Below are 13,330 nucleotides of genomic sequence, written 5' to 3'. Positions count from 1 at the left end.
TGCGATGCTTGAACATAGTTTGTTTCTGAAAGCGGGCAAATCATGGATCGTCTACAAGCTATGCGCGTCTTCGTCACCGTGGTCGACCTCGGCAGCCAGTCGGCTGCCGCCGATCATCTGGAGCTGTCGCGACCGGTGGTCTCGCGCTACCTGGCGGAGCTGGAAGACTGGACCGGCGCTCGTCTCATGCACCGCACCACGCGCAAATTGAGCCTGACCGCCGCTGGCAGCGAGGTGCTGCCGCGCTGTCGGCAAATGCTCGAACTGTCCAGTGACCTGCAAGCTGCCGTGCGCGAACCGGACGACGCCCCGCGCGGGCTGCTGCGCATCAGCGTCAGCACCTCGTTCGGCCAGGCGCAACTGGCCGACGCCATGGCCGATTACGTCAAGCTATACCCCGGGGTCAGCGTCGACCTGCAGATGCTCGACCGCACCGTCAATCTGGTGGACGAGCGCATAGACCTGGCGATTCGCACCAGCAACGACCTCGACCCGAACCTCATCGCCCGGCGCCTGACCGTTTGTCGCTCGGTGATCTGCGCCTCCCCCGCCTACCTGCGTGAGCATCCGGCGCCGCAGCGGGTGGAGGACCTGAGCCGGCACAACTGCCTGACACACTCCTACTTCGGCAAAAGCCTCTGGCATTTCCAGCAGGACGGCGAGCAGGTCTCGGTGCCGGTGCAGGGCAACATCAGCGCCAATGAAGCCAGCACCCTGCTGCGTGCCGCCATGGCCGGCGCCGGGGTGGCGATGCTGCCCAGTTACCAGGCCTTCGTTCATATTCACAACGGCGAGTTGGTGCGCCTGCTCTCGAATGCCGAACCACGACAGATGAACATGTACGCAGTCTATGCCTCACGCAAACACATGCCGGCGGCACTACGCAGCCTGTTGGACTTCCTGGTGCAGCGCTTTCCCGAAGAACCACTTTGGGACAAAGGCCTGTGAGGCGCCGCGCCTCATCAACCGGCTGAATACCTGGCTACAAACGCCGACGCGGTACATGGCAACCGGCCATGGCTGACCTATGCTGATAACAGTACCTGCGGGTATTCGTTCAGAGGTTCCTGCCATGAGCATTAAAACAAGACGCTATCTGGCAATTTTGATTACCTGTACCGCCACCCTGGCGCTGTATGGCACCGCGGCCTGGCGAGTCGAGCAGGCGCGGCAACTGCCCAGAGTCTCGGCCAGTTGCGGGGTCGACCAGTGCATCCCGCACAACGCGACCCTGAATGCCTTGAGATAGATCACTCCTGATGGCCATGCTCGGCTTTCAGCCGATCACGAAAAGCCTTGGGTGACATGCCGACCCGCCGGCGAAACAGCCGGGTGAAGTTGGTCGGGTCAGAAAAGCCCAGCACATCGGACATCTCGTAGATGGTCATGCTGGTGTAGGTCAGCATGCGCTTGGCTTCGAGCAACTGCCGTTCGTGCATGATCTGCAGCGCCGGCTGTCCTGCCAGTTCGCGGCATGTACCGTTGAGGTGGGACACGGAAATCCCCAGGCGGTGCGCCAGATCCTCGACCTTCACGTGCTGACGGTAAGTCTCTTCCACCAACTGAATAAAACCGTTGAGGTATTCGCGGGCACGTTGTGGCCGTTGACTGGCCGCCCGACGCTGGATCACCTGACGGCTGACCCAGACCATGATCACGCTGACCAGCGAGTGCATGAGCATTTCGCGCGCGGGTTGATGCCCGGTGTATTCGTTCTGCAGGGCGGAAAACAGGCTGTTCAGGTACTCCGCCTGATCGCCGGCCAGGTAGCTTTCGGCCTGGGCCAGGGCGTTTACCGAGCTGCCTAACTGCGCTTGCAGGTGTGCCACCAGCGGCGCCGCCAGGGTCACGATGAAGCCCTCGATGTCCTCGCTGAAACGAAAGCCGTGGACCGACAACGCTGGCAAAATCTGGATCGCAGCCTGGTCGAGCCGGGTCACCTGGCCTTCGATTTCCAGCTCGGCCTGGCCCTTGAAGACAAACAGCAACTGGCATAAATCAGCGTGACGATGGGGTTTGATTTTCCATTGATGCTCGCGACTGCGCTGGGAAATGGTTTCGCAATGCAGCAGATCCGGGGTGGGCCAGTCGAGACTCTCTCCATAGAGCTTGAACACCGGAATCGAAGGAAGGGCAGGCTTGTTCATAACGTCAGTCCAGGCCTCAACGTAGCGGGCGATAATCGCCCCGATTGGCGAAATGTACAGGTATTGGCTCAGTTTTCACCTTCAATTGACAGACTCACAAGCGAAAAATGCAAGCACTCGATTTATAAAAACCACGCACCGGCTTTGTCCGCGTGCCGCTTGCGAGTCATAAGAACAATGAAAACATTGAAAACCCAGGTTGCCATTATTGGCGCCGGCCCCTCTGGCCTGCTGCTCGGCCAACTTCTGCACAACGCTGGCATCAGCAACGTGATCGTTGAACGCCAGACTCCGGAATACGTCCAGCAACGCATTCGTGCCGGTGTTCTGGAACAGGGCATGGTCGACTTGTTGCGCCAGGCCGGTGTCAGCCAGCGCATGGACGCCGAAGGTCTGCTGCATGGCGGCTTCCAGTTGGCACTCGGAGACCGTCAGGTGCATATCGACCTGCAGTCACTGACAGACGGCAAGCAGGTCATGATTTACGGTCAGACCGAAGTCACCCGCGATCTGATGACCGCTCGTCAGCAAGCCGGAGCAGTGACCCTCTACGAAGCCAGCAACGTCGTGCCTCACGGAATGAAATCCGCCGAGCCTTATCTGACATTTGATCAGGGTGGCGAACAATGGCGTCTGGACTGCGACTACATTGCCGGCTGTGACGGTTTCCATGGCGTGGCCCGGCAATCGATTCCCGCCGACAGCCTGAAAGTCTTCGAGCGCGTGTACCCCTTCGGCTGGCTGGGGATCCTCGCCGATACCCCGCCAGTTCACGAAGAGCTGGTCTATGCCCGCCACGAGCGCGGCTTTGCCCTGTGCAGCATGCGTTCACCGACCCGCACCCGCTATTACCTGCAAGTACCCACCGGGGAGCAGGTCGAGGACTGGTCCGACCAGCGCTTCTGGGACGAACTGAAACGCCGCCTGCCCGCTCAACTGGCCGAGACGCTCGTAACCGGGCCGTCGATCGAGAAAAGTATCGCGCCGCTGCGCAGTTTTGTCGTCGAGCCGATGCAATACGGACGGCTGTTCCTGGTGGGCGACGCCGCACACATTGTCCCGCCGACCGGGGCCAAGGGCCTGAACCTGGCGGCCAGCGATGTCAGCACGCTGTTTAACATCCTGCTCAAGGTCTACCGCGAAGAGCGCACTGACCTGCTCGAGCGCTACTCCGAAATCTGCCTGCGCCGGGTGTGGAAGGCCGAGCGTTTCTCCTGGTGGCTGACGTCGATGCTGCATACCTTCGAAGATCGCGACGCCTTCAGCCAGCGCATCAGCGATTCGGAACTGGAGTACTTCGTCGACTCCGAGGCCGGACGCAAGACCATCGCGGAAAATTACGTCGGCCTTCCTTACGAGGCTATCGAATAGCCTGCTATCGACTTACACTGGCGAGCATCCCCGCTCGCCTTTCACTTGCGGGTCAATCAGCGCCCGCAAGGTTTCCCCGTGACCCACCTGAATCCTCCCACCCCAGCCAAACCCGCCGTTCGTAGCGTGCTGATCGCCCTGATGCTGGCGATCTTTCTGGGTGCGCTGGACCAGACCATCGTTGCCGTGTCGATGCCGGCCATTTCCGCTCAGTTCAAGGATGTCAGCCTGCTGGCCTGGGTGATCTCCGGCTACATGGTGGCGATGACCGTTGCCGTACCGATCTACGGCAAACTCGGTGATCTGTATGGCCGACGTAGATTGATGCTGTTCGGCATGGGCCTGTTCACCCTGGCCTCGCTGCTGTGTGGCCTGGCGCAGAGCATGGAGCAACTGGTGCTGGCACGGATCATCCAGGGCATCGGTGCCGGTGGGATGATTTCGGTCAGCCAGGCGATCATCGGTGACATCGTGCCACCGCGCGAACGCGGGCGTTACCAGGGCTATTTCAGCAGCATGTACGCGGTGGCGAGCGTGGCCGGGCCGGTGCTTGGCGGCTACATGACCGAATACCTGTCGTGGCGCTGGGTGTTCTTGATCAACCTGCCGCTGGGCCTCGGCGCCTGGCTGGTGGCCAATCGGACGCTGGTTGGCCTGCCAGTACCGCAACGCAAACCGGTGATCGACTATCTCGGGACCGTGCTGATGATCATCGGCCTGAGTGCCTTGTTGCTGGGCATCACCGAGTTCGGTCAGGGGTACGCCTGGAACAGCGCCGAAGTGCTCGGGCTGCTGGCCTGTGCGCTGCTGGGCCTGGCCCTGTTCGTCTGGCACGAACGGCGGTTCCGCGAGCCGCTGTTGCCTTTGCACCTGTTTGCCAATCGCAATGCGTTGCTGTGCTGGTGCACGATCTTCTTCACCAGTTTCCAGGCGATTTCGCTGATCGTGCTGATGCCGCTGCGCTTTCAAAGCGTGACCGGCGCAGGTGCCGACAGCGCCGCGCTGCACCTGTTGCCGCTGGCGATGGGCTTGCCGATGGGCGCCTATTACGCCGGGCGCCGAACGTCAGTGACCGGACGCTACAAACCAATGATCCTCACCGGCGCCCTGCTGATGCCGATCGCCATCCTCGGCATGGCCTTCAGTGCGCCACAAGCCACGTTGCTCAGCAGCCTGTGCATGCTGCTCTGCGGTATCGCCTCCGGCATGCAGTTCCCGACCTCGCTGGTAGGCACGCAAAACGCCGTCGAGCAACGGGACATAGGAGTGGCCACCAGTACCACCAACCTGTTTCGCGCCCTTGGCGGCGCGGTCGGCGTGGCCTTGATGTCGGCGCTGCTGCTGGCGCTGTTGCAGGATTCCAGCTTTGCCCACTTGGCGGGATCGGCGCTGGTGGCGGAAGGCAGCTCGGGCAATGTCCTGCTCGATGGCTTGAACGCGGCGCCGGGCGCGGAGCAACAGGCCTTGCGTGGCGAGTTGCTGCTGACCTTCCGCCATTTGCTGATGGTCAGCGCCGCGGTTTCGTTATTGGGGCTGGCGGCGGCGATTGCGATGCCCAACCAGTTGCTGCGCGGGCGTGAGCACAACGTGCGCTGAGGCGGTAACGCCATCACAACGGACTGTAATACCCCACCGCAACCAATAGATGTCCGACTTTTTTCAGGTACGCGTGCTTGTCCTCGACCTTGCCGGTCACCGGATTTTTCCAGCGGTACTCGTAATCCCCCTGATCCTGCTTGGCCATCATCGACAGGATCGGCTCCCCCACCGGCTTGCCTTCCGGGTCCTTGATCCTGGAGAAGTCGGTGTTGACCAACCTTAGGTTGGTACCATGGGCGACATAGCGCTTGGTGTCGAGATCAACCGCGAACACGTAGAGATCGTCCTGCAAGAAGCCGCCTTGCAGCGAGTTGATCGCTTTGAGCGTGCCTTTCTCGTCCTTGGACAGGTTGGCCGCGGCCTTGTCCAGCAACGCCCTGGCCTGTTCGGCTGAGGCTCGTGGCAGGTAGTAGCCGACCGCGAGAATGCGCTGACCAATACGCTGGTAGTACACGCGCTTACGCTCGACCTTGCCATCGGCCCAGTTCTGCCAACGGTATTCGGCGACCTGAATGCCGTTACCTTCCGGCACCTTCAGTGCGTCCTTGAACGCCTTGCGCAGGTCATCGCCGAGCACATCGGAGACGTCCCGGCCGATCAGTGCCGCAGAAGGCCCGCCGCTGGCGAGCATGGTGCCCTTGGTGTCGACCACGAACACGTATTTATCCTTCTCGACGAATTCGCCCTGGCGGCTGAAGGCGGCAAAGGCCTTATCGCCGTGGTCGTGGTAATAGGCCAGGGCCTTTTCCAGCAAGGCCAGCGCCGCCTTGTCGTCATCCGCAGGCTTGGCAGCGGCCTGCGCCTGCCCCAGGCACAGCAACAGCAAGCAGCCCAGCCAGACCGTTTTTTGCAAAAACCTCATTGTCCGTCCCTCGCTCTTTTAGGTGTTTCAAGAGCGTAGACGGCTGCGCAAATAATTCCGCAAACAACTCAGGGCCGGGCGCTGAGTTGCTGCTGCAGGTTGCGGATCTGGGTCTGCAGGGTGGTGATGTTGCGCGTGACCTGGCCACGGAAAGCATCGAACTCAGCGACACTCGCGCCGCCTGACGACGGCGCTGGGCGGTTGTCCTGCTCGCTCTTGATCACTATCAGGTCCTGTTCCAGGCGCTCGATGGCGGCCGCTGGATTGCCCTGTTTTTTCAATGCGGCAACGTCAGCGCTCAGGCCCTTGAGCTCGGCCTCGACCTTGCTGGTATCGGCCGGCGTGCTCTTGAGGGTGGCCACTTCGGCGGCCAGCGTCTTGAGTTCGGCCTGCAGTTGGCTATTGAGGGCCCGTTGTTCGGTACTTTGCGCGCCGATCTGCGCCAGGCGCTTATCGAGATCAGTGGCTTGGCCGACAACACCCTGCTGTTGCTGGCTCTGCTCCAGCAACTGGCCCTCAAGGCGCTTGATCTGCAACTTCAGCGCTTCACTGTCGCTGCTCACGTTGGACTGACTGGCGACAACCTTGCCGGAAATATCCTGCAGGCGCCCGGCCGCTTCCTCACTGATGCGGGCGAAACTTTCCTGAGTCGCGACCAATTGCTGCTCCATCAGCGAGATCTGCTGGAAGCTCCACCAGGCCAAGCCGATGAACGCAAAGAACAGCGCACCGACCAGCGCCCACAACGGGCCGGTACTCGGACCCTTGACGTTGACCACTGGCACACTGCGCGCATGCACACTGGTGCGGTCACGCCCGGCGGTGCTGGGGAAATCGTCGTGATCGAAGCTGTCCGCGCGCAGGCTCGGAACATTGTCAAAATCGTCGTTGGTATCGTTACGCATGGACATGAGTCAACCTTTCCAAACCACAGTGATGGCTAAATGCGACGAGTATAAACCCTGAATTCGCCGCACTGATCGACCCCGAACCGACGACTCGGTTCAGTGTCCAGTCTGTCCACCGATGTCCTGCGCTTTCCACCAGCCGCAGAATTCATCCAGTGCCGTCCACAAACTGACTTTCGGATCGTAGTCCAGATAATGCCGCGCGCGACTGATGTCCAGGGTGAAGTTTTTGTTCATGACCTGCATGCCCAGGCGCGACAAGGTCGGCTCGGGACGCCCCGGCCACAGCTTGCAGAAGCCCTCGTTCAACGCCGCCACACTGTAGGCCAGGCCATAACCGCGATACCGGGTAACCTGCGGCACCTGCATCTGGCGCATCACATAGTTGACCACGTCCCACAGCGGCACCGGCGCACCATTGCTGATGTTATAGACCTTGCCAAGGGCCGAGCCGGTGGCCAGCAGGCAACTGAGCATGGCTTCGTTAAGGTTCTGCACGCTGGTGAAATCGACCTTGTTCAGGCCATTGCCGACAATCGCCAGGCGGCCCTTGCGCTGCATTTTCAGCAGCCGCGGGAAGATGCTCATATCGCCAGCACCGGTGACGAAGCGCGGGCGCAAGGCCAGTACCTCCAGACCGAACTCCTGAGCGCCGAAGACTTTTTGCTCGGCCAGGTACTTGGTGGCGGCATAGGGATGCTTGAAGCGCTTGGGTACCTGTTCTTCAGTCAGCCCGAGGTGATCGCGGCCGTCGAAGTACACCGACGGCGACGACAGGTGCACCAGGCGCCGGACATTCTGCTTGAGACAGGCCTCGACCACGTTTTCGGTGACCAGCACGTTGCCCAGGTGAAAGTCCTGATAACGCCCCCAGACACCCACCGCGCCGGCGCAATGGACCACGGCATCGACATCGACACACAAATCGCGCACCAGTTGGCCATCGGTCAGGTCGCCGGGCACGAATTGCGCGCCACGGCGCACCAGGTGCTCGACGCTCTCGGCCCGGCGCCCGTTGACCCGCACGTCCAGGCCTTGCTCCAGGGCAAACCGGGCAAAGCGTCCACCAATAAAGCCGCTCGCGCCGGTGACCAGAATTTTCATGTATTGCTCCTAGGAAATCAGCGGCGAGCCTTTAGCTTCAAGCTGCAAGAAAAAAACGACGCAAGCGCTACCTTGCCGCTTGCAGCTTGACGCTCAAGGCTGCCCCAAAGGCACCAACCATTGGCGCGATGAGCGCACCAACTGATCGGTGAGCTGGCCAAGCAACTGGCCACCATTGCGCCAATGATGCCAGTACAGCGGCACATCGATGGGTTTATCTGGCAATAACTCGCGCAATTCGCCGCGCTGCACTTGTTGGCGAACCTGCAATTCAGGCACCAGGCCCCAGCCGAGGCCGGCCTCCGTCAGGCGGATAAAGCCTTCGGAGGACGGGCACAAATGGTGCTCGAAACCACCCTCGACACCCAGGGACGCCAGGTAACGGTGCTGCAAGAAGTCATCAGGCCCGAATACCAGCGCCGGTGTGCGAGCCAGTTGGTCGGCCTTGACCCCATCGGGAAAATGCCGGGCGATAAAGGCCGGGCTGGCCAGGGCGCGGTAGCGCATGGCCCCCAGCAACACGCTGCGGGCGCCGGCCACCGGGCGCTCACTGGCGCACAGACAGGCCGCCACTTCGCCGGCGCGCATGCGCTTGAGGCCGACGGTCTGGTCCTCCACCACGAGGTCCAGCAGCAGGTGTTGTTCGGCGCAGAAATCCCCCACCGCCTCGGCCCACCAGGTGGCCAGGCTGTCGGCGTTCAAGGCAATGCGCAGGCGCTCCGGCAAGCCCTCTTCATCCAGGGCCGGCACCAGGCTTTGCAGGTCGCGCTCCAGCAGGCGCACCTGCTGGACATGGTTGAGCAGGCGTCGGCCGATTTCGGTCGGGGCCGGTGGCGTCGCGCGCACCAGTACCGGGTGCCCGACCCGCGCTTCGAGCAATTTGATCCGCTGGGATATCGCCGACTGCGACAAGCCCAACACCTGGGCGGCCCGTTCGAAACCGGCCTGCTCGATCACCGCCGCCAGGGCCGAGAGCAATTTATAGTCGAACATCAGTTTTCCTAATGAGCAATCAGCACTATTGGTTTTTCTTATACAGCCTGAGATCGGAGAATAGCCAGCATCAACTCTTTATAAGGATCAGCGTCATGGCTGGTGAAACCTCTCTGACCATCCTGCTGCGCAGCATGAGTCCGCAACTCAATGACGGCGAGTACGTGTTCTGCACCGTCAAGGACGGGCAGGTGCCCCAGGGCTGCGAGATCATTGGCAGCTTTCGTGAGCGCGAAGGCCTGACTCTGATCCTCGAACGCCGCCAGGCCGAGCAGGCCGGCCTGAGCTTCGATTACCTGGCGGCGTGGATCACCCTCAACGTGCATTCGGCATTACAGGCGGTTGGCCTGACCGCCGCCTTCGCCACGGCGCTGGGTCAGGCCGGGATCAGTTGCAACGTGATTGCCGGCTACTACCACGACCACTTGTTTGTCGGCCTGGCCGACGCCGAGCGGGCTCTGTCGGTCCTGCGGCAATTGGCAGCGAACGCGGAGTAATCACTATGTGGCAAAGCTATGTAAATGGCCTATTGGTCGCGGCGGGGCTAATCATGGCGATCGGCACACAAAACGCCTTCGTCCTCGCCCAGAGCCTGCGCCGCGAGCACCATCTACCGGTCGCCGCGTTGTGCGTACTGTGTGACGCGCTGCTGGTGGCCGCAGGGGTTTTCGGCCTGGCCACGGTACTGGCGCAGAACCCGACCTTGCTCGCTATCGCCCGTTGGGGCGGCGCGGCTTTCCTGCTCTGGTATGGCAGCCAGGCGCTACGCCGGGCTTGCTCGAAACAGAGCTTGCAACAGGGCGCGCAACAGACCGCTCGCTCATTGCGCGCGGTACTGCTAAGCGCCCTCGCGGTGACCCTGCTCAATCCGCACGTGTATCTGGACACGGTGCTGCTGATCGGCTCCCTCGGTGCGCAACAGACCGAGCCAGGCGCCTATGTGGTCGGCGCGGCCAGTGCATCGCTGCTGTGGTTCTTCACCCTGGCCCTCGGTGCGGCATGGCTGGCACCGTGGTTGGCGCGGCCGAGCACCTGGCGGATTCTCGATCTGCTGGTGGCGGTCATGATGTTTGCCGTGGCCTTTGGCCTGATCACCTCGCAATAAGCCCCGTCGGATAATCGCAAAAGGCTCTGGAACCTCTATCCCACACAGTTGTTGCGTGGTTATGCCGCACCCCCGGTGCTATGATCCGAGACTTGCGCCGCAAAGAGTACAAACTCCCCGGCGCTTGTCTGGCCGCCCGTGATCGGCCTTGCGCCCACCGCAACTGACCTGATTAGGAGAATCACCATGGCTTTCGAATTGCCGCCACTGCCTTACGCACACGATGCACTGCAGCCGCACATTTCCAAGGAAACTCTGGAATTTCACCACGACAAGCACCACAACACCTACGTCGTGAACCTGAACAACCTGGTGCCAGGCACCGAGTTCGAAGGCAAGACTCTGGAAGAAATCGTCAAGACTTCCTCGGGTGGCATCTTCAACAACGCCGCTCAAGTATGGAACCACACCTTCTACTGGAACTGCCTGGCGCCTAACGCCGGCGGCCAACCAACCGGCGCGCTGGCTGAAGCCATCAACGCAGCGTTCGGTTCGTTCGACAAGTTCAAGGAAGAATTCAGCAAGACTTCGATCGGCACCTTCGGTTCCGGCTGGGGCTGGCTGGTGAAAAAGGCTGACGGTTCCCTGGCCCTGGCCAGCACCATCGGCGCCGGCAACCCGCTGACCAACGGCGACACCCCGCTGCTGACCTGCGACGTCTGGGAACACGCCTACTACATCGACTACCGCAACGTGCGTCCAAAGTATGTGGAAGCGTTCTGGAACCTGGTCAACTGGAAGTTCGTGGCAGAGCAGTTCGAAGGCAAAACCTTCACCGCGTAAGCCTGGCTTGCAGTGAAAGAACCCGGCATTGCCGGGTTTTTTTATGCCTGTGGCGGTCCCGCCAATCCCTGTGTCGAAACAACCTGAAATCAGCTCTGCGCTTGCTCCGGCGCCACAGCCGTCTACCATCAACTTCACACAAATATTCTCCCCTCCCCCTCAAGTTGCAGGAGGTGCCGACCGACACACTACTAATAGGCTTCAATGACCGGTCAGCGCGACAATACGACCAGGCCCGGGCTAAAACCTGCATGGCTTGATTGCCCCTTTGACTGCCATCACGGGATTGCCAATACTCATGGCAACTTGACGTTACCCGCATGGAACAAGGAATTACCCTTTGAAGCTGGAACTCAAAAACAGCTTGTCGGTGAAGTTGCTACGGGTAGTGCTTCTGTCGGCATTGATCGTCGGTGTGGTCCTGAGCTGCGCACAGATCGTTTTCGATGCCTATAAAACCCGCCAGGCGGTAGCCAATGATGCCGAGCGCATCCTCGACATGTTCCGCGACCCCTCGACCCAGGCCGTCTACAGCCTCGATCGGGAAATGGGCATGCAAGTCATCGAGGGCCTGTTCCAGGACGACGCTGTACGAATGGCCTCCATCGGCCACCCCAATGAAACCATGCTCGCGGAGAAATCCCGCGAACTGCAGCATTCCGACAGCCGCTGGCTGACTGACCTGATACTGGGCAAGGAGCGCACCTTCACCACCCAGCTGGTGGGTCGCGGGCCTTACAGCGAATACTACGGCGACCTGAGTATCACCCTCGACACCGCCACCTACGGTCAGGGATTCATCGTCAGCTCGGTCATCATCTTCATTTCCGGCGTGCTGCGGGCGATGGCCATGGGCTTGGTGCTGTACCTGGTCTATCACTGGCTGCTGACCAAACCCCTGTCGCGGATCATCGAGCACCTGACCAACATCAACCCGGACCGTCCCAGCGAACACAAGATTCCTCAGCTCAAGGGTCACGAGAAAAACGAACTGGGGCTGTGGATCAATACCGCCAACCAGTTGCTGGAGTCCATCGAGCGCAACACCCATTTGCGCCACGAGGCGGAAAACAGCCTGCTGCGCATGGCCCAGTACGACTTTCTCACCGGCCTTCCCAATCGCCAGCAATTGCAGCAGCAACTGGACAAGATCCTGGTGGATGCCGGGCGCCTGCAACGCCGGGTGGCGATCATTTGCGTCGGTCTGGATGACTTCAAGGGCATCAACGAACAATTCAACTACCAGACCGGCGACCAACTGTTGCTGGCCCTGGCCGATCGCCTGCGTGCCCACAGCGGCCGCCTCGGCGCCCTGGCACGCCTGGGCGGCGATCAGTTTCTGCTGGTCCAGGCCGATATCGAGCAACCCTACGAAGCTGCCGAACTGGCACAGGGTATTCTCGACGACCTGGAAACCCCCTTCGCCCTTGACCACCAGGAAATTCGCCTGCGCGCGACCATTGGCATCACCCTGTTCCCGGAGGATGGCGACAGCACCGAGAAGCTGTTGCAGAAAGCCGAACAGACCATGACCCTGGCGAAGATCCGCTCACGCAACCGCTATCAGTTCTATATCGCCAGCGTCGACAGTGAAATGCGCCGCCGTCGTGAGCTGGAAAAAGACCTGCGCGATGCGCTCAGACGCGAGCAGCTGTATCTGGTCTATCAACCACAGATCAGCTATCGCGACCACCGTGTGGTCGGCGTCGAGGCCCTGATCCGCTGGCAGCACCCCGAACACGGCATGGTGCCACCCGACCTGTTCATTCCGCTGGCGGAGCAGAACGGCACCATCATTGCCATTGGCGAGTGGGTCCTGGACCAGGCATGCCGACAGTTGCGTGACTGGCACGACCAGGGTTTCAGCGACCTGCGCATGGCCGTCAACCTGTCCACGGTGCAACTGCACCACGCCGAACTGCCGCGAGTGGTCAACAACCTGATGCAGATGTACCGCCTGCCGCCGCGCAGCCTGGAGCTGGAGGTCACTGAAACCGGCCTGATGGAGGATATCAGCACCGCCGCCCAGCACCTGCTCAGCCTGCGCCGCTCCGGCGCCCTGATCGCCATCGACGACTTCGGCACCGGCTACTCGTCCCTCAGTTACCTGAAAAGCCTGCCACTGGACAAGATCAAGATCGACAAGAGCTTCGTCCAGGACCTGCTGGATGACGATGACGACGCCACCATCGTTCGAGCCATCATCCAGTTGGGCAAGAGCCTGGGCATGCAAGTGATTGCCGAGGGCGTGGAAACCGCCGAGCAAGAGGCCTACATCATTGCCGAAGGCTGTCATGAAGGTCAGGGCTATCACTACAGCAAGCCGCTGCCAGCACGAGAATTGAGCGTCTACCTGAAACAGGCGCAACGCAGCAACGCCGCCATCCTGTGAAACGACGAGCTCGGTCGCCGGTTCATCCTCACGCTGAATAGGAAATATTTACAGGTACAACCCTTT

The 13,330-nt window shown here is 61.0% G+C and carries 13 protein-coding genes; 8 read left to right on the top strand and 5 right to left on the bottom strand.

All coding sequences use genetic code 11. From position 1 onward, the window contains the following. The first annotated feature begins 42 nt into the window (after window positions 1–42). Window positions 43–948 (top strand): LysR family transcriptional regulator, encoded by a 906-nt coding sequence (locus NR126_RS06620; protein ID WP_033866291.1) that lies wholly within the window; start codon window positions 43–45, stop codon window positions 946–948. Window positions 949–1,072: 124 nt separating this feature from the next. Then, a complete protein-coding gene (locus NR126_RS06615) occupies window positions 1,073–1,249 on the top strand; it encodes a hypothetical protein (protein WP_177327260.1) in 177 nt (58 codons plus the stop codon). Between the two features lies 1 nt (window position 1,250). Here the strand turns inward: NR126_RS06615 and NR126_RS06610 are convergent, their stop codons facing one another. Next, the gene (locus NR126_RS06610; RefSeq protein WP_027619769.1) at window positions 1,251–2,147 is read right to left on the bottom strand and encodes a helix-turn-helix domain-containing protein; all 897 of its coding nucleotides are present in this window, start codon (window positions 2,145–2,147) and stop codon (window positions 1,251–1,253) included. A gap of 177 nt (window positions 2,148–2,324) precedes the next feature. Between NR126_RS06610 and pobA the strand changes: the two genes are divergently transcribed. After that, window positions 2,325–3,518 carry a 4-hydroxybenzoate 3-monooxygenase gene (gene pobA, locus NR126_RS06605; protein ID WP_027619768.1) on the top strand — a complete coding sequence of 398 codons (1,194 nt, stop codon included), beginning with the start codon at window positions 2,325–2,327 and terminating at the stop codon, window positions 3,516–3,518. A 78-nt stretch (window positions 3,519–3,596) separates the two neighbouring features. Continuing rightward, entirely contained in the window at window positions 3,597–5,114 is a 1,518-nt protein-coding gene (locus tag NR126_RS06600; protein ID WP_256829920.1) for an MDR family MFS transporter, read from the top strand. Between the two features lie 13 nt (window positions 5,115–5,127). Here NR126_RS06600 and NR126_RS06595 read toward each other — a convergent pair whose 3' ends face one another. The 4 genes from NR126_RS06595 to NR126_RS06580 form a co-directional block, all read right to left on the bottom strand. Next, window positions 5,128–5,979 (bottom strand): cache domain-containing protein, encoded by an 852-nt coding sequence (locus tag NR126_RS06595; protein ID WP_256829919.1) that lies wholly within the window; start codon window positions 5,977–5,979, stop codon window positions 5,128–5,130. 68 nt (window positions 5,980–6,047) lie between these two features. Beyond that, complete coding sequence (locus NR126_RS06590) at window positions 6,048–6,890, bottom strand: hypothetical protein (protein ID WP_027619765.1); 843 nt, start codon at window positions 6,888–6,890, stop codon at window positions 6,048–6,050. Between the two features lie 93 nt (window positions 6,891–6,983). Continuing rightward, window positions 6,984–7,991, bottom strand: coding sequence for an NAD(P)-dependent oxidoreductase (locus NR126_RS06585; protein ID WP_027619764.1), 1,008 nt, complete (start codon window positions 7,989–7,991; stop codon window positions 6,984–6,986). Window positions 7,992–8,084: 93 nt separating this feature from the next. Continuing rightward, complete coding sequence (locus NR126_RS06580; RefSeq protein WP_105753899.1) at window positions 8,085–8,984, bottom strand: LysR family transcriptional regulator ArgP; 900 nt, start codon at window positions 8,982–8,984, stop codon at window positions 8,085–8,087. 95 nt (window positions 8,985–9,079) lie between these two features. On the opposite strand from NR126_RS06580, the gene NR126_RS06575 reads away from it, so the two are divergent. From NR126_RS06575 to NR126_RS06560, 4 genes are all read left to right on the top strand, one after another. Further along, on the top strand, window positions 9,080–9,481 hold the full coding sequence (locus NR126_RS06575; protein ID WP_256829918.1) for an ACT domain-containing protein: 402 nt from the start codon (window positions 9,080–9,082) through the stop codon (window positions 9,479–9,481). A 5-nt stretch (window positions 9,482–9,486) separates the two neighbouring features. Beyond that, a complete protein-coding gene (locus tag NR126_RS06570) occupies window positions 9,487–10,089 on the top strand; it encodes a LysE/ArgO family amino acid transporter (protein WP_105753901.1) in 603 nt (200 codons plus the stop codon). 186 nt (window positions 10,090–10,275) lie between these two features. After that, window positions 10,276–10,872: a superoxide dismutase gene (locus tag NR126_RS06565; protein WP_027619760.1), complete on the top strand. Its 597-nt coding sequence runs from the start codon at window positions 10,276–10,278 to the stop codon at window positions 10,870–10,872. 340 nt (window positions 10,873–11,212) lie between these two features. After that, complete coding sequence (locus tag NR126_RS06560; RefSeq protein WP_027619759.1) at window positions 11,213–13,264, top strand: bifunctional diguanylate cyclase/phosphodiesterase; 2,052 nt, start codon at window positions 11,213–11,215, stop codon at window positions 13,262–13,264. Window positions 13,265–13,330 lie beyond the last annotated feature (66 nt).

It is taken from the genome of Pseudomonas sp. Pse1 (genome assembly GCF_024519635.1).
GTDB lineage: Bacteria > Pseudomonadota > Gammaproteobacteria > Pseudomonadales > Pseudomonadaceae > Aquipseudomonas.
Note: the sequence above shows the minus strand (reverse complement) of the source record. Positions and strands in the feature narration are given on the sequence as shown.